This is a genomic window from Methylophaga thalassica (genome assembly GCF_030159795.1).
Taxonomy (GTDB): Bacteria; Pseudomonadota; Gammaproteobacteria; order Nitrosococcales; family Methylophagaceae; genus Methylophaga; species Methylophaga thalassica.
This window is the reverse complement of record NZ_BSND01000005.1, coordinates 711,348-732,470: the sequence shown is the minus strand read 5'-3', so window position 1 is coordinate 732,470 and position 21,123 is coordinate 711,348. Positions and strand designations below refer to the sequence as shown.

The 21,123-nt window shown below is 44.0% G+C and carries 24 protein-coding genes; 14 read left to right on the top strand and 10 right to left on the bottom strand.

Annotated elements, in window-relative coordinates:
- Position 1: 1 nt before the first annotated feature.
- The 3 genes from QQL60_RS10695 to orn form a co-directional block, all read right to left on the bottom strand.
- The gene (locus QQL60_RS10695) at positions 2 to 1,474 is read right to left on the bottom strand and encodes an exonuclease domain-containing protein (RefSeq protein ID WP_284723285.1); all 1,473 of its coding nucleotides are present in this window, start codon (positions 1,472 to 1,474) and stop codon (positions 2 to 4) included.
- Complete coding sequence (locus tag QQL60_RS10690) at positions 1,467 to 1,625, bottom strand: DUF2256 domain-containing protein (protein ID WP_007147002.1); 159 nt, start codon at positions 1,623 to 1,625, stop codon at positions 1,467 to 1,469. Before QQL60_RS10690 ends, QQL60_RS10695 begins: the two co-directional genes overlap by 8 nt.
- Positions 1,626 to 1,691: 66 nt before the next feature.
- The gene (gene orn, locus QQL60_RS10685) at positions 1,692 to 2,249 is read right to left on the bottom strand and encodes an oligoribonuclease (protein ID WP_007147001.1); all 558 of its coding nucleotides are present in this window, start codon (positions 2,247 to 2,249) and stop codon (positions 1,692 to 1,694) included.
- A gap of 114 nt (positions 2,250 to 2,363) precedes the next feature.
- On the opposite strand from orn, the gene QQL60_RS10680 reads away from it, so the two are divergent.
- A complete protein-coding gene (locus tag QQL60_RS10680) occupies positions 2,364 to 3,608 on the top strand; it encodes a M48 family metallopeptidase (RefSeq protein WP_284723284.1) in 1,245 nt (414 codons plus the stop codon).
- 1 nt (position 3,609) lies between these two features.
- A complete protein-coding gene (locus QQL60_RS10675; RefSeq protein ID WP_284723283.1) occupies positions 3,610 to 3,894 on the top strand; it encodes a c-type cytochrome in 285 nt (94 codons plus the stop codon).
- On the opposite strand, the gene QQL60_RS10670 is transcribed toward QQL60_RS10675, so the two are convergent.
- From QQL60_RS10670 to trxB, 4 genes are read right to left on the bottom strand one after another with little or no spacing between them, the layout of a single operon-like run.
- Positions 3,887 to 4,918 carry a diguanylate cyclase gene (locus tag QQL60_RS10670; protein WP_284723282.1) on the bottom strand — a complete coding sequence of 344 codons (1,032 nt, stop codon included), beginning with the start codon at positions 4,916 to 4,918 and terminating at the stop codon, positions 3,887 to 3,889. The genes QQL60_RS10675 and QQL60_RS10670 overlap by 8 nt on opposite strands.
- A 56-nt stretch (positions 4,919 to 4,974) precedes the next feature.
- Positions 4,975 to 6,252 (bottom strand): MFS transporter, encoded by a 1,278-nt coding sequence (locus QQL60_RS10665; protein WP_284723281.1) that lies wholly within the window; start codon positions 6,250 to 6,252, stop codon positions 4,975 to 4,977.
- Positions 6,253 to 6,255: 3 nt separating this feature from the next.
- Positions 6,256 to 6,696: a universal stress protein gene (locus QQL60_RS10660; RefSeq protein WP_284452137.1), complete on the bottom strand. Its 441-nt coding sequence runs from the start codon at positions 6,694 to 6,696 to the stop codon at positions 6,256 to 6,258.
- Positions 6,697 to 6,745: 49 nt separating this feature from the next.
- Positions 6,746 to 7,681: a thioredoxin-disulfide reductase gene (gene trxB, locus QQL60_RS10655; RefSeq protein WP_007146995.1), complete on the bottom strand. Its 936-nt coding sequence runs from the start codon at positions 7,679 to 7,681 to the stop codon at positions 6,746 to 6,748.
- Positions 7,682 to 7,815: 134 nt separating this feature from the next.
- Here trxB and QQL60_RS10650 point away from each other — a divergent pair, with 134 nt between their 5' ends.
- The 3 genes from QQL60_RS10650 to QQL60_RS10640 all read left to right on the top strand — a co-directional run bounded on the left by QQL60_RS10650 (position 7,816) and on the right by QQL60_RS10640 (position 12,135).
- Positions 7,816 to 10,113 carry a DNA translocase FtsK gene (locus tag QQL60_RS10650; protein ID WP_273178631.1) on the top strand — a complete coding sequence of 766 codons (2,298 nt, stop codon included), beginning with the start codon at positions 7,816 to 7,818 and terminating at the stop codon, positions 10,111 to 10,113.
- A 64-nt stretch (positions 10,114 to 10,177) separates the two neighbouring features.
- Positions 10,178 to 10,810: an outer membrane lipoprotein periplasmic chaperone LolA gene (gene lolA, locus QQL60_RS10645; RefSeq protein ID WP_284723280.1), complete on the top strand. Its 633-nt coding sequence runs from the start codon at positions 10,178 to 10,180 to the stop codon at positions 10,808 to 10,810.
- Positions 10,807 to 12,135 carry a replication-associated recombination protein A gene (locus QQL60_RS10640; RefSeq protein ID WP_284723279.1) on the top strand — a complete coding sequence of 443 codons (1,329 nt, stop codon included), beginning with the start codon at positions 10,807 to 10,809 and terminating at the stop codon, positions 12,133 to 12,135. Before lolA ends, QQL60_RS10640 begins: the two co-directional genes overlap by 4 nt.
- A gap of 1 nt (position 12,136) precedes the next feature.
- Here QQL60_RS10640 and QQL60_RS10635 read toward each other — a convergent pair whose 3' ends face one another.
- The 3 genes from QQL60_RS10635 to QQL60_RS10625 are packed head-to-tail and all read right to left on the bottom strand — an operon-like array spanning position 12,137 to position 14,439.
- Positions 12,137 to 12,910, bottom strand: coding sequence for a class I SAM-dependent methyltransferase (locus tag QQL60_RS10635; RefSeq protein WP_284723278.1), 774 nt, complete (start codon positions 12,908 to 12,910; stop codon positions 12,137 to 12,139).
- The gene (locus QQL60_RS10630) at positions 12,882 to 13,868 is read right to left on the bottom strand and encodes a YVTN family beta-propeller repeat protein (RefSeq protein ID WP_284723277.1); all 987 of its coding nucleotides are present in this window, start codon (positions 13,866 to 13,868) and stop codon (positions 12,882 to 12,884) included. The genes QQL60_RS10635 and QQL60_RS10630 overlap by 29 nt, the downstream gene beginning before the upstream one ends.
- Before the next feature lie 7 nt (positions 13,869 to 13,875).
- Positions 13,876 to 14,439, bottom strand: a complete 564-nt coding sequence (locus QQL60_RS10625) for an SRPBCC family protein (RefSeq protein WP_273178639.1) — start codon at positions 14,437 to 14,439, stop codon at positions 13,876 to 13,878.
- A 216-nt stretch (positions 14,440 to 14,655) separates the two neighbouring features.
- Between QQL60_RS10625 and QQL60_RS10620 the strand changes: the two genes are divergently transcribed.
- Genes QQL60_RS10620 through hisD form a run of 9 tightly spaced genes read left to right on the top strand, consistent with a single transcriptional unit; the run spans position 14,656 to position 21,122 of the window.
- Entirely contained in the window at positions 14,656 to 15,459 is an 804-nt protein-coding gene (locus tag QQL60_RS10620) for an ABC transporter ATP-binding protein (protein WP_007146988.1), read from the top strand.
- The gene (mlaE, locus tag QQL60_RS10615) at positions 15,456 to 16,235 is read left to right on the top strand and encodes a lipid asymmetry maintenance ABC transporter permease subunit MlaE (protein ID WP_007146987.1); all 780 of its coding nucleotides are present in this window, start codon (positions 15,456 to 15,458) and stop codon (positions 16,233 to 16,235) included. Before QQL60_RS10620 ends, mlaE begins: the two co-directional genes overlap by 4 nt.
- Before the next feature lie 5 nt (positions 16,236 to 16,240).
- A complete protein-coding gene (gene mlaD, locus QQL60_RS10610; RefSeq protein ID WP_007146986.1) occupies positions 16,241 to 16,708 on the top strand; it encodes an outer membrane lipid asymmetry maintenance protein MlaD in 468 nt (155 codons plus the stop codon).
- Positions 16,709 to 17,341: an MlaC/ttg2D family ABC transporter substrate-binding protein gene (locus QQL60_RS10605; protein WP_284452140.1), complete on the top strand. Its 633-nt coding sequence runs from the start codon at positions 16,709 to 16,711 to the stop codon at positions 17,339 to 17,341.
- Entirely contained in the window at positions 17,338 to 17,643 is a 306-nt protein-coding gene (locus tag QQL60_RS10600; RefSeq protein WP_284723276.1) for an STAS domain-containing protein, read from the top strand. The genes QQL60_RS10605 and QQL60_RS10600 overlap by 4 nt, the downstream gene beginning before the upstream one ends.
- Before the next feature lie 19 nt (positions 17,644 to 17,662).
- Complete coding sequence (locus tag QQL60_RS10595) at positions 17,663 to 17,884, top strand: BolA family protein (RefSeq protein ID WP_007146983.1); 222 nt, start codon at positions 17,663 to 17,665, stop codon at positions 17,882 to 17,884.
- A 23-nt stretch (positions 17,885 to 17,907) separates the two neighbouring features.
- A complete protein-coding gene (gene murA / locus QQL60_RS10590; protein WP_273178645.1) occupies positions 17,908 to 19,191 on the top strand; it encodes a UDP-N-acetylglucosamine 1-carboxyvinyltransferase in 1,284 nt (427 codons plus the stop codon).
- Positions 19,184 to 19,828 carry an ATP phosphoribosyltransferase gene (gene hisG / locus QQL60_RS10585; RefSeq protein WP_284723275.1) on the top strand — a complete coding sequence of 215 codons (645 nt, stop codon included), beginning with the start codon at positions 19,184 to 19,186 and terminating at the stop codon, positions 19,826 to 19,828. Before murA ends, hisG begins: the two co-directional genes overlap by 8 nt.
- Positions 19,821 to 21,122, top strand: coding sequence for a histidinol dehydrogenase (gene hisD / locus QQL60_RS10580; protein ID WP_284723274.1), 1,302 nt, complete (start codon positions 19,821 to 19,823; stop codon positions 21,120 to 21,122). The genes hisG and hisD overlap by 8 nt, the downstream gene beginning before the upstream one ends.
- Position 21,123 lies beyond the last annotated feature (1 nt).

The following is a 21,123-nucleotide window of genomic DNA, read 5'->3' as shown; positions in this document are numbered from 1 at the left end:
GTTAACCCCAACCATCCATGATGATAGGTGATTGATGTTCCAGGGGATGAATTGTCAGATAAGGAAAGTTAGCGGCTTTAGCGGGAGTCAAAAACCGTAATAAAATCTTGTAGGTATCGATATCAAAGAATATCGGGCCCTGCTGATTCGTTAAATAGGTTTGTGGCTCACTTTGTTTATCCACTTGCCCCAAATAACACCATTGGTCGATAAGATGATAGTGAGTGACATCAGACTGTGTTGATGTTGATTGTTCTGCAACGATGATGGCCGTTGACCAAGGCCATTGTTGATTTTTGATATGACTCAAGGCCATATCAACACGCAGGTTATAGCGCTGTGCTGGCTCTTTAGCACAACACGCTCCCAGGCATTTTTTTAGTTGGTAAGCAAAACAGCTGCCTGACGATTTCTTTTCAATATGGCAGAGACGTTGACACAATTTATATTGCATAATTAAGGCCAGTAATTTTGTTTGAGCCTGTTTTTTACTGCGAAATAAACCGTATTTGCTAGTGATATCAGAGGCAGCTGTCATATCGGCCAGAATGACATCTAATTCAGCATAACCTTCTTTGTTAATTGTTCTGCTGATTTGGTACAGTTTTTTTATCTTCGTCTGGCGACGGTTATAACGCGGTGAAGTTTGTTTGATATAACTGTTTTCCAGCAACTGCGCGCCAAAGTCGGAGGGTGTTTCTATCCAGTCAATATGATGCAACTGCTGACTGATATCCAGTTCTTTATGATGTCTGTGATCGGCAGAAAAGTGACTGAGCACACGTTCTCTGATATTGACGGATTTTCCAATGTAGAGGAGTGCGCCACTTTCGTCATAAAACTGATATACCCCTGGACTTTCTGGCAATTTTTGTATGAGCTGATTATCTAAATGACTGGGCAGACTGGGGCGTTTTAATATCTCGGCGATGCTCTGTTGTATCAGTATTTCATCAACTTGTTGCTGAATAATTGTGAAATAAGACAGGATGGCATCGGTATCGGCCATGGCGCGGTGTCTGTCAGGAATAGCAATCTGATGACGCTGGATGATTTTATCCAGACTATGGCCCTGATGCTGTGGATAGACCCGCCGGCTCAGTTTTACAGAGCATAAGGTTTTTGCAGAATAATCATAACCAGCACGTTTGAACTCTTGCTTCAAAAAACTGTAGTCAAAACGTGCGTTATGGGCGACCAGAATCGTGCCTTGCAATCGTTCGTACAATTCACTGGCAATCTCATCAAATGTGGGTGAATCAATCACCATCGCATCATCAATTCCGGTGATTTTGCTTATCCAGGGAGGAATCGGCCGCTGAGGATTAATTAAGCTTTGCCATTTATCCTTCACTTCACCATCAATAACTTCGATCAAACCTATTTCTGTAATGCGATCGTGACTGGCACGACCACCTGTGGTCTCACAGTCCAATAGAATCATGTGTTCGGGGAAACTGCTCAGTTTAGTCATAGGCTAATAGTGATGAGCGAGGATGACGACGACAGCGTTGTGAGCAATAAATAACATTGTCCCAGTCGCGTTGCCATTTCTTACGCCAGCTAAAAGGACGTTGGCAGACAGGGCAGATTTTACGAGGAAGAGTGGCTTTATTATGGGTCACAATGGTTCACTAAATAATTTCACAGATAGCTTGTCGCGCTATCTGTGAAATCAATGTGAACTGTGTTTATTCGGCTTCGGGAAGCTTGATGAAATATTCTCGATAGTGTTCCAGCTCACGAATGGAGTCTTTGATATCATCCATTGCCAGATGGGAAGACCGTTTTTTGAAACTCTTTTCCACTTTTGGCGCCCAGCGGCGAGCCAGTTCTTTCAGGCTGCTCACATCAAGATTACGGTAGTGAAAGTAAGCTTCGAGTTCTGGCATGCAGCGCGCCAGAAAACGACGATCCTGGCAGATACTGTTACCACACATGGGTGAGACACCGGCAGGAACGTATTTCTTCAGAAACTCGATGGTTTGTTGTTCGGCTTCAGCCTCGTTGAGCGAGCTGTTGCGAACACGTTCAACCAGACCAGATTTGCCATGTTGGCGAGTATTCCATTCATCCATACCATTTAATATGGCATCATCCTGATGAATGGCTAAAATAGGGCCTTCAGCTAAGACATTGAGTTGTGCATCTGTCACAATGGTGGCAATTTCAATGATATAGTCATTATTGGTATCAAGACCGGTCATTTCCAGGTCGATCCAGATGAGATTATTTTTACTTTTGGCCATGATCTCCGTCTTTTTGTTGAGTTGGGTTTGGACTGATTGAACTAACTTGCCACAGATTGTATCAAAGGCTACTCTGCATGACATTTTATAAAGATTCAAATTGGACATAAATTTATGAACGAATTTAGCTGGATATTTTTAGCGGCTTTGTTTTTGATGACGGCAACGGAACTCTGGTTATCAATGCGGCAAGGTAAACACGTTCAGGCCCATCGCGATAAGGTTCCTAAAGCGTTTGAGGATCAAATCAGTCTGAGTGCTCACCAAAAAGCCGCAGACTATACCGTGGCGAAAGGTCGGTTTGGACGTAAAGAAAATATCTATGGCGTGATTATTCTCCTGGCATGGACATTTGGCGGTGGTCTGGCATTACTTTCTAATGCTTGGGATGGTCTGGGATTGTCGTCCATGCTGACGGGCGTTCTGTTTTTATTGAGCTTTATTGTTATTGGATCGTTATTAGATTTACCTTTTTCTTATTACAGAACCTTTGTTTTAGAAGATAAATTTGGCTTTAACCGTAATACACCCGCATTGTTTTTTTCAGATTTTATTAAGCAAACACTATTAACGCTGATCATGGGCGCTTTACTGATTTGGGTGGCACTGTGGATGATGCAAAGCACCGGTGAGTTATGGTGGTTGTATCTGTGGGCGGCATGGATTGGTTTCGCCTTATTTATGATGTGGGCTTATCCCGCTTTTATTGCACCGCTATTTAATAAATTTACACCGCTGGATGATGCTGCTTTACAGCAACGGGTAGAAAATCTATTAGCGCGATGCGGTTTTAAAAGCCAGGGTATTTTTGTGATGGATGGCTCACGCCGCAGTGGTCATGGCAATGCTTACTTCACAGGGTTGGGGAGTAATAAACGTATCGTCTTTTTTGATACTTTACTTAACACACTGAATGAAGATCAGATCGAAGCGGTTCTTGCCCATGAATTAGGTCATTTCCGTCGTAAGCATGTGGTGAAAAATATGGTGGTTATGGCGGTGATTAGTCTGATCGGCCTGGCGCTTCTTGGCTGGGCATCTAATCAGACATGGTTTTATGGAGGTTTGGGTGTCAGCCAGCAATCAAATGCCATGGCTTTGGCTTTGTTCATGTTAGTTATTCCTGTATTTATGTTCTTTTTACATCCGCTGATGACTTCATTGTCTCGTAAATATGAGTATGAGGCAGATGCCTATGCCGCCTCAGTATCAAGTGCTGATGATTTGATTGCTGCACTAGTAGCTTTGTATAAGGAAAATGCCAGTACCTTAACACCTGATCCGCTAGTTTCTGCTGTTTATGACTCGCATCCTCCTGCAGCAATGCGGATCGCTCACTTACAAACGAATTCTGCCTGAGATGTGGCAAAAAATAATTGTCTTTGCTAGCGGAATATTATTAAGCAGTATTGTGTTTGCTGATGGTAAACAGTTGCATGATACTGCTTGTTTGCAGTGTCATGCTTCCCTTGGAGGCGGGGATCCTTATCAGCTTTATAGTCGAACCGATAAGACAGTGAAAACTCTGGCGGGACTTGAGAAAAGGGTCTCTTATTGTGTCAAAGCGGCTGATGTCACATGGACTGAACAACAAAAACGCACTGTGATCGATTATTTAAATTCGACGTTTTACCATTTTAAATAAAATTTACCTGATTACGACCGCCCGTTTTCGAGCGATAAAGCGCTTGATCGGCGCGTTCAATTAAACTAATCGGGCTATCCTTGTCTTGGTAGCTACTGATGCCTGCTGAAACGGTTACCTGGCCAATAGATTCATTACTGCCTTTTTTCTTCAGTCGGCTTTCAGAAAATTTTTCACGAATGCTCTCTGTAATCATAAACGTCTCTTCGAGACTGGAATGCATGAATATCATGGCCATTTCTTCCCCTCCGAAACGTGCGGCCAAATGAATATCATTACACTGATTTTTTAATAGAGAAGCAAAAAACTGTAGCACCTTATCACCCAATAGATGCCCAAAGCTGTCATTTAAGCGTTTAAAATTATCGATATCAAATAATACAAGCGAGAAACTGTAACCTTTGCTGCATAAATATTGCAGCTCATTGTCAAAGGCGCCACGATTTAATAGTCCGGTCAGACTATCTGTTCTCGCCATTTCTTTTACGCTTTCCAATTCTTGCCGCAGTTTCATAATCTCTTCTGTTGAGCGTGTTAACTCACTCTTCAGTTCGCCACTGCTGCTGCTAATCTGTTGTGTGTTTATCAGGATCTGGTTGACCAGCGTTTTGAGTTCATCAATATCATTACAGGTTTCGAGTTGTGCCTGGCTTTGCATTAAACCCTGGCTGCATTGAGAAGCGGTTGCTTCCACCTTACTCAGGTTTTCCAGAGTATTATCAACAACGAGTTTTAGGCCATTATTGGTATTATTAAGCCGTTCAGGCATCCCCATTAATACATATTTTTCATAAAGATATTGCGTGACTTCTGAGGTAATTGCTTCATTTTTCTTTAAACGGGTATCAATGCTGTTCATCAAAGCCTGATTATCGCCCGAGACGTATTCATACCAAACCGCATAGTTCACAGGGGTGATGGGGGTTTTGTGGCGGTTCGCCAGTAATAGACTTTGGCGTAAGTTTTCTGAGGCCTGTTGAAACTCGTGTTTATAGACGGGGGGAAACGACAATGTTTTACTCACGTGCTGGTATCCATATAGGCAACTGTCCAAGAGAATTCACTAATTCTCTAATTAAGTCAAGTATATCGTGCTTGTTTACTGCGTTGCCACACGAAACAAGCCAACAGTGATGTGATGATGGGCAAAGCCATTAATATCAATTTACTGGACAACATGGCTTGAGCTGCGATGAAAGTAATGACAAGACATGCGGTCATGACAATGTTCTGTACCCAATTATTACCAGCCAGTATGGTACCCAAATGTTGCTCGGGGGAATGCAACTGAATAAGCGCATTTAACGGAATAATAAACAGGCCACCAAAAAGCCCAAAGCTAAAAATCGCCGCCGCAAATGCTGAAACAGTATGTAATGCAGGAATAATAAAAAGAATGAGACTCATCCCGACAGCACCGACAGGGATAAAAGATGTTTTGATATGGCCTTTTTCTCCGGTTCCAGCGACCATAGAGCCAACAACGATGCCGATGCCAGAGCAAGCCAGTAGTCCTTGAATAATCATCGTGTTATTTTCAGCCAGGACGATTTTTGCAAAAGCAGGGAATACGGCAAGAAAGGTTTGCGAAATCCCCCAGAAAAACGATAACCCCAGCACGGAGTACCAAATAATGGGGTTTGTTTTTAGCTGTTTCACATTGGTTTTCAGTAAATGACCTTTTACGTAATCTTTCCAGGGAAATTGATGTGAAGTAGATGCAATGTTGATATCAGCTAAGCGACAAGCCAATCGCCATTCCACAACAGATAAAATCACCAAAAGCCAACCGGCAGGAGCAATGTGTCTGATTAAGCTGGCTTCATTATGATAGGTCTGATCGAGCAGAAGCCATTCAAATAATACGGTAAAGACAATAATACCGGTTAAGATAGCAACAATCGTGGTTGCCTGAATAAAACCATTGGCAGGAGATAAGTGAGCATCACCGCCTAGTTGGCGGATATAGCCATACTTTGCTGGAGAATAAATTGCACTCTGGATGGCAAGTATCAATGTCATGAAAAAGGCGAAAACAAACCATCCTTGATAGTAAGCCAATGTTATTAACAGGGTAATGATGGTGGCTGAGAAAGCCGAGATTCTCATGATAGAGGGTTTGGAAAAGCGATCTGACAGAAAGCCTGCCGATGTAAATAAAAAGATGAAGGGTAAAAGAATAAGTCCGTTAACAACGGCAGTCAGCGCAACCTGCGTTTGATCATCATAAATTTTGAAAATGGTATTTTGAATAATAATCTTATGACCAAGATCAACCATCGCATTGATAAAAGCCACGGCAATAAAGCTCATAAAGCCCGGTAATTTTACCGTGCTCAACAGGTTGGATGATTTCAACGATTAGTCGTCCTTAAGTCTGACAGCGAGAACATCACAGTGAGCGTGATGAAGTACCGCATTAGCTGTTGAGCCCAAAAGGCGCTTAAAGCCATGTCGACCATGTGAACCAACAATAATCAGATCAACATTATTTTCGTCAGCAACACGGACGATGTCATGTCCTGGCGTGCCTAATTCAACCCACTGCTGATTTACAGGAATCGATAAACTTTCAGCCAGCGTCGCCAGTTGTTTTTTACCAGATTCCAATAGGGCATCACGCATATCGATATCGACGCTTATCATTGGTTCATAAGCAAAGTCGGTCAGAGGAAAGTCTTCAATAATATGGCAGATGCTGAGGTTTGCCTGATGCTGTTCAGCGAGTTCACGCGCTTTTGCACAGATCATATCTTTTTGTTTTGAAAAGTCCGTTGCAATCAAAATATGCTGATATTTCATGTTATTCCCTCATGAAAAAGGGGGCTGGTTAAGCCCCCAATCGTATTATTTAATCATTATCCAAAAAGCGTTCTGCATCTAATGCTGCCATACAGCCGGCGCCAGCAGATGTAATCGCCTGACGATAAATAGGATCGGATACATCGCCAGCAGCAAACACGCCAGGGACACTGGTTTGAGTGCCTTTTTTGAGAATGATGTAGTCATGTTCCATCTCTAACTGGCCTTTAAATATCCCGGTGTTAGGTTGGTGACCAATCGCAATAAACACACCGAGAACCGGGACTTCCTGAGTTGAACCATCTTCTGTACTTTTCACCCTGATGCCAGTGACACCAGAATCGTTACCTAATACTTCATCAAGTGTATGGTTCCATAAGATTTCGACATTACCTTCTTCTGCTTTTTTCAGCAGTTTATTCGATAAAATCTTTTCGGAACGAAAGGAGTCACGACGGTGAATAACAGTCACTTTTGAGGCAATATTCGATAGATATAACGCTTCTTCAACAGCCGTATTGCCACCACCAACAACAGCGACATGCTGACCCTTGTAGAAGAAACCATCACAAGTTGCACAAGCAGAAACACCACGACCTTTAAACGCTTCTTCAGACTCCATACCTAAGTATTTTGCAGAGGCGCCTGTCGCGATGATTAAGGCATCGGCTGTATATTCACCCGCGTCACCAATCAAACGAAATGGACGCTGAGATAAATCAGTCGTGTGGATATGATCAAAGATGATATCCGTACCGAAACGTTCAGCATGACGTTGCATCCGCTGCATGAGTTCTGGTCCCTGGACACCTTCATCATCACCCGGCCAGTTATCAACATCGGTGGTCGTGGTTAATTGTCCACCTTGTTCAATGCCGGTAATCAATACGGGCTCTAATGCTGCTCTGGCTGCATAAACCGCAGCAGTGTAGCCCGCAGGACCAGAGCCTAAAATCAGTAAACGACAGTGTTTGCTGTCAGCCATAAGAGGTGCCTCCAAGAGAGTTATAAGATATCTATGGTTAGAGTAACCATTGCAATGATTTTGGACAAGCATCTAACTTCAAAAGCTGTGTTAAAATCAAGCGTTAATTTATTGGCAGGGTTGGAAATATCACAGTGACACAGTCGACACGTGTAAATGACAAGCAGAAACAAGAACTCAACTCTGGCGCAGTCGGCTTCCGTCTGCGTGAGGCAGCACTGATTTTGTCAGTCGCAATAGCGGCATACTTACTGTTGTCTTTATGGTCTTACCAACCGACTGATCCAGGCTGGTCAACTACCGGAACCGATGATGTTATTGCCAATAGTGGTGGCATTGTTGGTGCGTGGTTAGCCGATGCATTGCTGTATGGCTTTGGTTTTCCCGCCTATTTATCGCCACTGATGATTGGCTTCAGTGGTTGGTTATTATTTAGCTGGGGTAAACGTGCTGATACCGAAGATGCGTTGCATTTCTGGGTATTAAAAATGGTGGGTTTATTGATGGCTTTAGCTGCCGCCAGTGGTCTCTCCAGCTTGAGTCTGACTGACTATGCTGCTTTATTACCATTAGGTGCTGGTGGTGTGCTGGGTGAAGTCGTTGGGCATGGATTTGAGTCAGTGTTTGGTGCTTCTGGCACCAGTTTATTATTGCTGGCGGTGTTACTGACCGGAGTCACGCTTTTTACCGGACTGTCTTGGTTGATGGTCATTGATAAGCTCGGTGCTATGGCGATGGTCGTAGCTATTCACGTGGCCCGCTGGTTACGTGAAATCAGAGAAGAACTGGATGCTAAGCGCACTCGTCAAAAACGCGAAGAAACCTTCTTGCAGCAGAAAGAAAAGTTACAGCATAAGGCAAAAGTACGTATTGAGCCTGTCATAGAGAAAAAAGAGCCAAGCAAACGCGAAGAAAAAGAAAAACAAGTGCCTTTATTCGAAACGCCTGATGCGCCAGGCATGCCGGCACTGGCTTTATTGGATATGGCTCAACCCAGTAAGCAGGCCTATAGTGAAGAAGTATTGCAGGCGATGTCACGTCAGGTTGAGTTAAAACTGAAAGACTTTGGCGTGGAAGTTCAGGTTGTTGAAGTTCAGCCAGGGCCGGTGGTGACCCGCTTTGAGTTGCAGCCCGCTCCAGGTATTAAAGTCAGCCGCATCAGTGGACTTGCGAAAGACTTAGCGAGAGCACTTTCCATCAGTAGTGTTCGGATTGTTGAAGTGATTCCAGGCAAACCAGTGGTGGGCTTAGAAATCCCTAATGAGAGTCGGGAAATTGTTCGCCTGCGTGAAATTCTGTCCTGTGAAGAGTATGAAAATAGCAAGTCAATGCTGATGATGGCCTTGGGTAAAGATATTGCCGGCCGTCCGGTAGTCGCTAACTTAGAAAAAATGCCGCATTTATTGGTGGCGGGGACAACAGGGTCGGGTAAATCAGTCGCCGTGAACGCCATGATTCTGAGTTTGTTATATAAAGCCACTCCTGATGATGTGCGTATGATCATGGTCGATCCGAAAATGCTGGAATTATCTATCTATGAAGATATTCCGCATTTATTAGCGCCTGTCGTGACCGATATGAAAGAAGCCGCTAATGCCTTGCGTTGGTGTGTGGCTGAAATGGAACGTCGTTACCCATTAATGGCTGCTTTGGGTGTGCGAAATATTGCTGGTTACAACAAAAAAGTCAGAGATGCGATTGAACGTGGTGAACCGATTAAAGATCCGACCATTGATGTTGAGCCCGGTGAGGTAGGACCTACCTTAGAGCCATTACCGTTTATTGTGGTGATCATTGATGAGCTTGCTGACATGATGATGGTGGTCGGTAAACAAGTCGAAGAATTGATTGCACGCTTAGCGCAAAAAGCACGGGCTTCCGGTATTCACCTTATTCTGGCAACACAAAGACCTTCTGTGGATGTTATTACCGGCTTGATTAAAGCCAATATTCCAACACGGATGGCATTCCAGGTGTCATCGCGAATTGACTCACGTACGATTCTTGACCAAATGGGCGCTGAGCAACTTTTAGGGCAGGGCGATATGCTCTACTTACCGCCAGGTAGCGGACTTCCTGAACGTGTTCATGGAGCGTTTGTTGATGATCATGAAGTACATAACGTGGTCGAGCACTTAAAGAAAAACTCACAACCCAATTATCTTGAAGAAATCACTCAGGATCAGAGCAGTGATGACGGCGATAGTGCGATTGGTGATCCAAGTGATGCTGAGTCAGATCCTCTCTATGATCAGGCCGTGCAGATAGTGGTGGAAAGTCGCCGGGCATCGGTTTCAGGTATTCAACGCAGGTTGAAAATTGGTTATAACCGTGCAGCTCGAATCGTCGAGGCGATGGAAGCGGCTGGGGTTGTATCCGCCATGCAGGGTAATGGTAGTCGTGAAGTTCTGGCACCACCGCCACGCGACTAATTCAGGAACCAGACTGGCAATCCAGAGTCAGTAGAACATGCAATTTATCTTTCGGAGTCATTGAATGACCATAAAAAATTTAGCACAAGGCTTTTTGCTATTGTTGCTTCCTGTTGTTGCCATGGCAGATATGAGCGGCACAGAAAAGCTTGATCATTTTGTTAAACAAGTGAATACATTTCAGGCCCATTTTGAGCAAACCGTTCTGGATCCAGATGGTAATTTAGTTGAACAGGCTCAGGGCGAATTCCAATTGGCAAGACCGGGTAAATTTCGTTGGGATTACAATGACCCATACCCACAGCATATCGTGGCTGATGGCCAGAACGTCTGGTTCTATGATGTCGATTTAGAACAAGTCACCGTCAAATCACAAAATGAAGCCTTAGAGGATACGCCAGCCACCTTATTATCGGGACAGGCGTTACCTGAAGATAGCTACAATATTCGTAACCTGACCTCTAATGATGGTTTAACCTGGGTAGAATTAACACCTAAACAGAGTGGCAGTAACTTTCAGTCTGTGATGCTCGCCTTTAATAAAGATGAGTTACAGCAAATGATCATGCGTGATAGCTTTGATCAAAGAACGCGCTTGATGTTCAGCCAGGTGAAGATTAATCCGCAGTTTAAAAAAGATACCTTTAAATTTAGTGCGCCCGAAGGCATAGACATTGTGGGTGAAGCGCAGCAGTGAGTTTGTTTGATCAAGTTGATGACTTAGCTGGACGGCCCCTAGCGGATCGTATGCGTCCAAAGACGCTTGACCAGTATATTGGACAGACGCATTTACTGGGTGCAGGTAAGCCGCTGCGTCAGGCGATTGCTTCTGGGCATCCTCATTCCATGATTTTCTGGGGCCCGCCCGGAACGGGGAAAACCACCTTAGCTAAACTGATTGCGGGTTATTGTGACGCTGAGTTTATTACTATCTCGGCAGTCTTAGCCGGGGTGAAAGAGGTGAGAGCGGCTGTTGTTCGTGCTCAGCAGTTATTGCAGGAGCGTGGCCGTAGAACCATGTTGTTTGTGGACGAGGTACATCGCTTTAATAAATCGCAGCAAGATGCTTTTTTACCTTATGTTGAAGATGGTACGTTCACCTTTATTGGTGCCACCACAGAAAATCCTTCTTTTGAATTAAATAACGCTTTGTTATCCCGCGCCAGGGTCTACGTGCTCAAATCCTTAGAAGCGGAGGATTTACGCCAGATCATTGATAGAGCGATGTCAGACGAGGAGTTAGGGCTTGCTGACCGAGGCATCGAAGTTGGCGAGTCATTACGTGATCAGTTAGCACAAACGGCAGATGGTGATGGTCGCAGAGTGTTAAATCTGCTTGAAATAGCCGTAGATTTGGCTGACAGCAAAGGTCAAAAAGCGGTGGATGAGCATGACCTTGCTGAAGTCTTATCCGGGACGATTCGACGTTTTGATAAAGGCGGTGAAGCTTTTTACGATCAAATTTCAGCCTTGCACAAATCCGTGCGAGGCTCAGCGCCTGATGCTGCACTCTATTGGCTATGTCGAATGCTGGATGGCGGTTGTGATCCTGTTTATCTGATGCGAAGAGTGGTTAGAATGGCGGCTGAAGATATCGGTAATGCTGATCCCAGAGGCTTACGTATCGCTCTCGATGCTTGGGAAAGCTTTGACAAACTCGGTAGTCCGGAAGGCGAACTGGCGATAGCTCAAGCAGTTGTTTATCTAGCCTGTGCCCCCAAAAGTAATGCGGTGTATACCGCTTTTAAAGCTGCTATGCATGATGCCAAAACCCATGGCTCGGCTGAAGTACCGGTACATTTACGTAATGCGCCCACCAAATTGATGAAAGAGCTGGGCTATGGCAGAGAGTATCGTTATGCACATGATGAGCCTGATGCTTATGCTATTGGGGAAACCTATTTCCCTGAGTCAATGCGTGAGCGGGAATATTATCAACCGGTTAATCGTGGCCTGGAAATAAAAATAGCAGAGAAATTAGAGCGACTCAGAGCTATGGATAAGCAGGCTCGGCAGAAATAATCTAGCTATTGACGTAGAGATCGTAGCGGGTATTTTTACTCTGAATACTGGCGCTTGGCTTCTGATTGCCAACAAACTCAGCACTTTTGGGACGTTTCACCACAACTCGACGCAGAGCTACCTGTCTCGCCACCGAGAGTAATTTTTCACTATTTGTATCTGGTCCGATAAGCTGGTGTAGCGCCTGCATCTCTTTTTTCACTAAGGCCGATTTATCCCGGCTGGGGTACATGGGATCCATATAAATGACATCAGGACGTTCCTGTACAGTCGATAAAAAATCGATGGCATTGGCATGATGGATAGTCATTCGCTGAGTGATGAGTCTCACCTCATCGTCCATCTCTTCTTGTTGTAATGCATCCTCAATCAGCAAACTTATCACTGGGCTTTGCTCAAGCATCGTGACTGTACTTCCTAAAGAGGCTAATACAAAAGCATCCTTGGCAAAGCCAGCTGTGGCATCAATAATTTTGGGGTTATGTCCTTGTTTCATGCCAACGGCTTTGGCTAATGGCTGCCCTTTGCCACCACCGAATTTACGGCGATGATCATATTTGCCAGAGCTGAAATCGATAAAAACAGGCTTACCGATATCAGGCACCTGCAAACTCAATCGCTGCTCTTCAACCAATAGTTGTACAAATGACTTATCAAGTGCCTTAATAGGCACAGAAAGTTTTGTTTCGAGAAGTTTTGCTCGAGGCAGCGCTGCTGAAGTCACTGCCACGAGACTATCTAGTGCATTATTCAACGGTGGTAATAAACTGTCCAAAGGAGCGAGGCCCCTTGCCTGTTTCAATGGAATTAATGACTTGTTCTGTTTTAGTATCAATTACAGAAACGGTATTATTTCCCCAGTTTACCGCATAAAGCTGTGAACCATCGGCGCTAATATCTATACCTTCAGGTGTATCTTCAATCTCAATAGTATTGGTAATGTTGAAAGAGGTGGTATCGACTACAGAGATGGTCGCCTCATCCTGATTGATGACGTAAAGCTTTTTATTATCTTTACTAACAACCGCGCAATAAGGCCATTCTCCGACAGGAATAGTGTTGATGACATTGCCTGTTTTAGTATCAATCGCAGTGACATCGCTGCTTTCAACGTTGACACTATAAACACGAGAGCCATCAGGTGAAATGGCCAGTCCAAATGGTGACTTACCAACATCGATGGTATGGGTAACCTCGTCAGTGTTGAGGTTAATGAATGACACACTGTTATCATCGCGATTAGCCACATATAGCCGCTGATTCTTTGCATCACTGACAAGACCCGCAGGAGACTTTCCAACTGCAATCGTATCGATTAACTCTCCCGAGTCAGGATTAATAATTCGAATATTATTTTCGTACCAGTCTGCTACATAGACGCGTTTACCATCCTTAGAAGATGTCACACCAACAGGTCCAGGCCCGACTTTTATCTGACGGAGTTCAGTAAGCGACTTTAAATCAAGCACAGAAATCGTTTGTCCGTCTGGATTAGTGACAAAAGCCATATCATGATATGGGCTGACACTAATACCAGCTGGGTGTTCACCGACAGGAATGGTTTTGATAACGGTCTGTGTGCTGAGATCGATGACGCTGACATTACTCGATAGTTGATTGGTAATCAGCGCATACTCTGGCTTATCATCAGCACAGCTAGTTAGAATGAAGCAGAATGAAAGAAAAAAGGCGACCCTGAGAAGAGTCGCCTTTTGAGCATTTTGAAACCACATGATGGAATTATTTTTCCAGCATCGCTTTCAGGTTGTTCAGACCTGATGTGTAAACACCTTTAACGGCATTAACAGCATCTTCATCACTTTGACCTTCTGGTACTGGAGGGTTATCCATGAATGAACGATAGAATTTACCTTTCCAAGTGACTTCAGAACCACCATCTTTCGCTTTGACTGATAACCAAGATTTATAGTTATTTACAGGCAGAGTGTAGTAAGGTGTGTCTTTGCTGTTATATGTAATTGTTTTGATAACGCTCATTTTTTCGATTTTGTAGATCATCATCATTTTGTCGTTATCAAGCTTTTCTAATTTTTCAGTGATGGTTGGATGACCTTCACCTTTCAGTGTTAATTTACGTTCGTTATCACTTAGCATTTCAACACTTGCCACAGCTGGGTGCCATTTATCAATTGCGGTAAAGTCGCTTAACACGGCCCATACTTTTTCTGGTGAAGCATTGATAAAGACAGATTCTTTAACAGATTGTCTTGTTGGACCATGTGCAGTTGCAATCATCGGTAATACAGCAAGTGTAATGGCAAAAAACTGTAATATTTTTTTCATTATTTCTATCTCCGTTTTTCAATAAATCCGACAGTGACGTTAACAAAGCCATCCTGAACACAGTCTGAACAAATGTTATCGAACACGTATCACCATAAGTTGGACTGCACACTGTATCGGAACTATTTAACATTTTCCACAAGGATATTTGACTTAGTCACGCATATTAATGAAAATTAACGACCTTTATATTCTACTAGACAAGCGGAGAAGCCTGTGCCACTGATAAAAATCAGGGACTTGCACTTTTATCGTGGTGACCGAGTCATTTTTGATGGCGTAAACATCGACATTCAGCGTGGTAAGGTTACAGCTATCATGGGACCAAGTGGCACCGGTAAGACCACTTTACTAAAGCTGATTGGTGGTCAGTTACGCCCAGATAAGGGAACGATAGAAGTCGATGGACAGGATGTTCATAAGTTATCTCACTCTGAGCTCTATGAGCTTCGTAAACGTATGGGCATGCTATTTCAAAGCGGTGCCCTATTAACGGATATTAATGTTTTTGATAACGTCGCATTTCCGCTACGTGAACATACCAACCTGCCGGAATCGATGATACGCGACTTGGTGTTGATGAAGTTACAGGCCGTAGGGCTTCGTAATGCCCGTCATCTTTCACCAAACGAGTTATCTGGTGGTATGGCCAGACGTGTAGCGTTAGCTCGGGCTGTTGCGCTGGAGCCTATGATGATCATGTACGACGAACCATTTACAGGCCAGGACCCTATCTCTATGGGAACTCTCGTTAATCTGATTCACCGTATTAACGATGCCATGAAATTAACCAGTATTGTTGTCTCTCATGACGTGGCTGAAACAGCTGAAATTGCTGACTATATTTACCTTATGTCAGGGGGTAAAATTATCGAACACGGTTCTCCTGTGCAGTTGAAACGTTCGGGCTCACAATGGGTTCAGCAGTTCATGCAGGGATTGCCGGACGGCCCAGTTCCATTTCATTACGCTGGCCCCGACTTCGCTGAGGACTTACTCAATCCTGAGGATAATGCATGATAAACTATATTCGAAGTCTTGGACGATGGGGACTCGGCTCATTCGAACGTCTTGGACGTGCCCACCTATTATTAGTGGCGATGTTAGCAGGCATACCTGGTCTGTTTTTGAGGTTTTCGCTCGTTATACAACAGTTATTTTCGATCGGTGTTCTTTCGGTGATGCTGATCCTGGTTTCTGGTTTATTTGTCGGTATGGTACTCGGACTGCAAGGGTATAATACGCTTGTCGATTTTGGTGCAGAAGAGTCACTTGGTGTCATGGTTTCTCTGTCTCTGGTAAGAGAGCTCGGACCTGTAGTCAGTGCTCTATTGTTCGCTGGTCGTGCAGGTTCTGCACTCACTGCCGAAATAGGCCTGATGAAAAGTACAGAGCAGTTGTCAGGTATGGAAATGATGGCTGTTGACCCAATAAAGCGAATTATTGCTCCCCGTTTCTTGGCTGGGATTATCTCGATGCCTTTACTCGCTGCCATTTTTAGTGCTGTGGGTGTGTTGGGGGGCTTTTTGGTCGGTCATGGCTTGCTCGGCGTTGACGATGGCGCTTTTTGGTCTCAGATGCAGGCCAAAACAGACTTATTTGAAGATATTTTTAATGGCGTGATCAAAAGTGTCGTATTTGGTCTTGTTGTTACATGGATTGCCTTATTTGAAGGGTATGATGCGGTGCCAACGTCAGAAGGTGTTGGTAGAGCGACAACTCGTACAGTAGTACATTCAGCCTTTGCTATCTTGGGACTGGACTTTGTACTGACTGCGTTGATGTTTGGAGATTAGAGAGAATGATGCAGAGTAAGAGTACTGAAATTACTGTTGGAATGTTTGTCGCGGCGGGTATTGCTGCGTTATTTATGCTGGCAATGAAAGTGAGCAACCTCGGTGACTTAACGGAAGAAAAGGGATACCAGGTAACAGCTGAGTTTGGAAATATTGGTGGTTTAAAAGTTCGCTCACCGGTCACGATGGCAGGAGTGAGAGTGGGACGTGTTGCTGATATCAGTCTTGATCCAAAGACATTTGATGCCAAAGTCACACTTAATATTTATCCCCAGTTTGATAATATTCCGCTCGATACATCAGCCAGTATCTACACTGCTGGATTATTAGGTGAGCAATACATTGGTCTGGTTGCTGGTGCTGAAGATGAATCTTTAAAAAATGGCGATGTCATAACACTTACTCAACCAGCACTGGTTCTTGAACAAGTTATCGGCCAGTTTTTATACAGTAAAGCTGAAGGCAACGAATAAATGAACACGAAAATGATAAGCAAATATATTTTGTCTCTGATGGCAGGCTTTTTTCTTGCAACAAGTTTAACGGTTTCGGCGGATAGTATGCCTGTGCCTCAAGCATTGGTTAAAAATGCATCCGATGAAATGTTAAAAGCACTGAAAGATAATAAAGCTGAGCTAAACCAGAACCCGGATAAGATTTACTCGTTAGTCGAACAAATTCTTATGCCGTATTTTGATTTTGAAAAAATGTCCAAACTGGCTTTGGGTAAAAACTGGCGCCAGCTAGATAATGAACAACGAGTTAAATTCGTTGAAGAGTTCCGACTGCTACTTATCAGAACCTATTCAACCGCTATGCTTGAATATACAAATGAAGAAATCCGCTTGTTACCTTTCCGTGATGATGTCTCCAGAAAACGGGTGACTGTGCCTATGGAAGTCGTTCAACCAGCAGGTCCTCCGATTCCTATGTCATTGGCGTTGTATGAAAATGATGACAATGCATGGAAAGTTTATGACGTGAAAATTGATGGCGTAAGTTTAGTCACAAATTACCGCTCAAGCTTTGCTACACAGATTCGTAACAAAGGTGTTGATAATCTGATCAGTGATTTAGCTGACCGTAATGCAAAATTAAAATCATGAGCGAATTGTTTGCTATCAAATACGAAGAGCACTCTAAGCGTTTTGTAGTGACCGGAGAGATGACACTTGAGTCAGCAAAGATTGCTTTAATAGAATCAAAAGGTGTCTTCGATGCGGTAAACGACATTGAAATTGATTTACAACATGTCACTCAGGCTGACAGCGCAGGTTTGGCTTTACTAGTAGATTGGATGAGAGCAGCTAAAAAAGCCAAGAAATCAATCGCATTCAAGCATTTACCTGAACAGATGGACGCTATTGCTAAAGCATCTGGCTTAGATGAATTGCTGCCACTAAAATAAATTTGAAAGCTATAAACTCATGAAAGCATCTGATATTAAACAAATGATTGAAGCCGGATTACCTGATGCCGAAGTACAGGTATTTGGTGATGATGGACAGCACTTTGATGCTCGCGTCGTCAGTCCATCTTTTGCAGGTAAAACTTTAGTACAACAACATAAAATGGTGAAAGAAACGCTGGGAGATAAATTTACCAGTGGTGAAATTCACGCTCTATCATTAAAAACTTCTGCGGCCTAGCAGTAGACAATACAAAGACTGTTATGGACAAATTGATTATTAGTGGCGGTGTAGCACTAGACGGTGAAATACGTATATCAGGTGCTAAGAATGCTGCATTACCCATTTTAATGGGGGCATTACTGGCTGACTCTGCTGTGCGTATCGGTAATGTGCCACATTTGCATGATATTACCACTACACTTGAGTTACTCGGTCGCATGGGGGTCACACTTACCGTTGATGAACGGTCTGGTGTTGTTATTGACCCAACTACCTTGACTGACACCGAAGCGGCCTATGATCTTGTCAAAACCATGCGAGCTTCTATTCTGGTGCTTGGGCCGTTATTAGCAAAATATGGCAAAGCAGACGTATCACTTCCTGGTGGCTGCGCTATTGGTTCACGTCCGGTCGATCTACATCTGCGTGGCTTACAGCAAATGGGTGCAGACATACGTGTTGAAAATGGTTATATCCGTGCCACAAGTGGTAAGGGGTTGAAAGGGGCGCATATTTTCATGGATCAGGTTACCGTTACCGGTACTGAGAATTTGATGATGGCGGCCACTTTAGCGCAAGGTACTACCACCATTGAAAATGCAGCGAGAGAGCCGGAAGTCGTCGATCTAGCCAATTATCTGAATCAAATGGGGGCAAAAATATCTGGCATCGGAACCGCCACACTTGTGATTGAGGGTGTTAAGTCATTATCAGGTACCAAATATCAGATATTACCAGACCGCATTGAAACAGGTACTTATCTCGTTGCAGCCGCATTGACCCGTGGACGTGTCAAGTTAAAAGATACTGATGCCAATCAATTAGAGTCTGTTTTGTTAAAGCTTGAAGAGGCTGGGGCATCCATCAGTGTCGGTGATGACTGGATTTCTCTCGACATGCATGGCAACAGACCTAAAGCTGTGAATATTAGAACAGCACCATATCCAGCTTTCCCTACGGATATGCAGGCTCAGTTCACTGCGTTGAATAGTATTGCTGAAGGCCAGGCCACTATTGTTGAAACGGTTTTTGAAAACCGCTTTATGCATGTGCAAGAAATGCAACGAATGGGGGCAAACTTACAAATCGAAGGTAACACTGTTGTCTGTAAGGGGCGTGATTACCTGACAGCTGCGCCAGTAATGGCAACTGATTTACGTGCATCTGCCTGTCTGGTTCTTGCTGCTTTGGTTGCCGAGGGTGAAACGGTAGTAGAGCGTATTTACCACATCGATCGTGGCTACGAATGTATTGAAGAGAAGTTGCAGCAGTTAGGCGCGAAGATTCGTCGTATTCCGAGCTCTGCGAGGTCAGATAATGTCTGATACGTTGACGCTTGCTTTATCAAAAGGACGCATTTTCAAAGAAACCTTACCTTTACTTGCAGCAGCAGGAATTGTGCCCGTTGATGATCCTGAAACCAGCCGTAAACTGATTCTTGATACCAACCTGCCTGATGTAAAATTGATTATTGTCAGGGCTTCTGATGTGCCTACCTATGTTGAATACGGCGGTGCTGATATTGGAGTGGCGGGTAAAGATGTTTTGATGGAACATCCGCACGCTGAACTATATGAACCTGTTGATTTGAAAATCGCGCGCTGTAAATTAATGACAGCGGGTAAGCCCGATGTTGATCCGAGCTCTGGTAGATTGCGTGTAGCCACCAAATTTGTTGAGAGTACTCGCCGTTTCTATGCTGAAAAAGGCGAGCAAGTTGAAATTATCAAGCTCTATGGTTCAATGGAGCTGGCTCCGTTGGTTGGTCTGGCAGACCGAATCGTTGACGTAGTCGATACCGGTAACACCTTACGTGCTAACGGTTTGATTCCGATGGAACATATTGCGGATATAAGTTCTAGATTAGTGGTCAATAAAGCATCGATGAAAATGAAACATAAACGAATGCAATCTTTTATTGAACACATTAGAGACGCGGTTAGAGAACAAAACAATGATTGAATTAAAACAGCTCAGTGCATCACAAGCTGATTTCTGGTCTTCCCTTGAAAAAATTCTTGCCTGGGAAGGTGTATCAGATGACAAAGTAACAGACATTGTTAAGGAAATACTTGCAGAGGTGAAATCACGTGGTGATGAAGCCGTGCTTGAGTATAGCCGTCGTTTTGATCATGTCACTGCTGAAAAAATGTCTGATCTTGAGATTTCTCTGGAGCGAGCAAAAGCAGCATTAGAAAATATTCCGGCAGAACAAAGGCAAGCGCTTGAAGCAGCAGCACAGCGTGTGCGTCAATATCATGACCATCAAAAACAGAGTTCGTGGAGCTATACGGAAGAAGACGGTACTTTGCTTGGACAACAGGTGACACCGTTAGACCGGGCTGGACTCTATGTACCTGGCGGTAAAGCCGCTTATCCATCCTCTGTATTAATGAATGCGATTCCGGCAAAAGTGGCTGGGGTACAAGAGCTAATTATGGTGGTACCGACACCGAATGGTGAAGTCAACGAGTTGGTACTGGCAGCGGCAGCTGTTGCAGGCGTCGATCGTATCTTTGCTGTGGGTGGTGCTCAGGCTGTAGCTGCACTGGCCTACGGTACAGAAACTATTCCACAGGTAGATAAGATTGTGGGGCCGGGTAACATCTTCGTGGCTACTGCAAAAGGCATGGTTTTTGGTACCGTTGGTATTGATATGATTGCCGGACCTTCTGAGATTTTGGTGATTTGTGATGGTAAAACCGATCCTGACTGGATTGCCATGGACCTGTTTTCACAGGCAGAACATGATGAAGATGCACAATCGATATTGATATCGCCTGATGCCGATTTCCTGGAAAAAGTGAAAGTTTCAATTGCTAAGCTTTTGCCGACCATGGAACGTAAAGAGATTATCTCCACATCACTCAAAAATCGTGCAGCGCTTATTCACGTTGACGATATGGATGTGGCTGTTGAGGTTGCCAACTTTATCGCCGCTGAACACTTAGAATTATCTGTCGATGAACCGATGGAAATGGCAAAGAAAATCCGTCATGCCGGTGCTATTTTCTTAGGCCGCTATACACCTGAGGCTTTGGGTGATTATTGTGCGGGACCTAACCACGTATTACCGACATCAAGAACAGCAAGATTCAGTTCGCCGCTGGGTGTCTATGACTTCCAAAAACGTTCCAGTTTGATTCAGGTGTCTGCACAAGGCGCACAGAGCTTAGGTCAGATCGCCTCGGTTTTAGCTCGCGGTGAAAGTCTTACAGCCCATGCTCGTTCAGCAGAATATCGTCTTAAGGATTAAT

Excerpts from the sequence above, each read along its gene's own strand:
- lolA (WP_284723280.1), top strand. The coding sequence starts at position 10,178 with ATGACCATAAAAAATTTAGCACAAGGCTTTTTGCTATTGTTGCTTCCT.
- hisD (WP_284723274.1), top strand. The coding sequence starts at position 19,821 with ATGATTGAATTAAAACAGCTCAGTGCATCACAAGCTGATTTCTGGTCT.
- QQL60_RS10675 (WP_284723283.1), top strand. The coding sequence starts at position 3,610 with ATGTGGCAAAAAATAATTGTCTTTGCTAGCGGAATATTATTAAGCAGT.
- QQL60_RS10695 (WP_284723285.1), bottom strand. The coding sequence starts at position 1,474 with ATGACTAAACTGAGCAGTTTCCCCGAACACATGATTCTATTGGACTGT.
- QQL60_RS10680 (WP_284723284.1), top strand. The coding sequence starts at position 2,364 with ATGAACGAATTTAGCTGGATATTTTTAGCGGCTTTGTTTTTGATGACG.
- mlaE (WP_007146987.1), top strand. The coding sequence starts at position 15,456 with ATGATAAACTATATTCGAAGTCTTGGACGATGGGGACTCGGCTCATTC.
- murA (WP_273178645.1), top strand. The coding sequence starts at position 17,908 with ATGGACAAATTGATTATTAGTGGCGGTGTAGCACTAGACGGTGAAATA.
- QQL60_RS10625 (WP_273178639.1), bottom strand. The coding sequence starts at position 14,439 with ATGAAAAAAATATTACAGTTTTTTGCCATTACACTTGCTGTATTACCG.
- QQL60_RS10600 (WP_284723276.1), top strand. The coding sequence starts at position 17,338 with ATGAGCGAATTGTTTGCTATCAAATACGAAGAGCACTCTAAGCGTTTT.
- QQL60_RS10630 (WP_284723277.1), bottom strand. The coding sequence starts at position 13,868 with ATGTGGTTTCAAAATGCTCAAAAGGCGACTCTTCTCAGGGTCGCCTTT.
- QQL60_RS10660 (WP_284452137.1), bottom strand. The coding sequence starts at position 6,696 with ATGAAATATCAGCATATTTTGATTGCAACGGACTTTTCAAAACAAAAA.
- mlaD (WP_007146986.1), top strand. The coding sequence starts at position 16,241 with ATGATGCAGAGTAAGAGTACTGAAATTACTGTTGGAATGTTTGTCGCG.
- hisG (WP_284723275.1), top strand. The coding sequence starts at position 19,184 with ATGTCTGATACGTTGACGCTTGCTTTATCAAAAGGACGCATTTTCAAA.
- QQL60_RS10605 (WP_284452140.1), top strand. The coding sequence starts at position 16,709 with ATGAACACGAAAATGATAAGCAAATATATTTTGTCTCTGATGGCAGGC.
- orn (WP_007147001.1), bottom strand. The coding sequence starts at position 2,249 with ATGGCCAAAAGTAAAAATAATCTCATCTGGATCGACCTGGAAATGACC.
- trxB (WP_007146995.1), bottom strand. The coding sequence starts at position 7,681 with ATGGCTGACAGCAAACACTGTCGTTTACTGATTTTAGGCTCTGGTCCT.
- QQL60_RS10595 (WP_007146983.1), top strand. The coding sequence starts at position 17,663 with ATGAAAGCATCTGATATTAAACAAATGATTGAAGCCGGATTACCTGAT.